1 protein-coding gene is annotated in these 367 nt (G+C 51.2%); it reads right to left on the reverse strand.

Features of this window, described 5'->3' with window-relative positions; genetic code table 11:
- Positions 1 to 367, reverse strand: a 367-nt coding sequence (locus QEH59_RS18790) for a transposase (protein ID WP_308986924.1), incomplete at both ends; no start/stop codon positions are given.

Below are 367 nucleotides of genomic sequence, written 5' to 3' on the forward strand. Positions count from 1 at the left end.
AATCTAGCCGCACGCTTGAGCATGAGTCGAGTCATCGCAATATGAATCATGGCAGTAGATGACTCAATGGTAGTTTCGTAGTCTTTGGACATTCTACGGTATTTCGACAGCCACCCGAAGGTTCTCTCGACGATCCACCGCTTAGGCAGAACCTTGAAACCTTTGGTATCATCTCTGCGGCGGACGATATCCAACTGGATCGGTCGCTTACGTTGAAGCTGCCTCACCCATTGGACGAGTTTACCTGCGTATCCACCATCAGCCCAAATGATTTTGAGCCAACCGAAGCGATTGGTGAGAAGTTCAAGGAGCAACTTCGCGCCGTCGCGATCCTGAATGTTCGCCGGGTGAACCACGGCCAATAGGA

Origin of the sequence: Thalassobacterium sedimentorum (assembly GCF_031127905.1) — a bacterium.
GTDB lineage: Bacteria > Verrucomicrobiota > Verrucomicrobiia > Opitutales > Coraliomargaritaceae > Thalassobacterium > Thalassobacterium sedimentorum.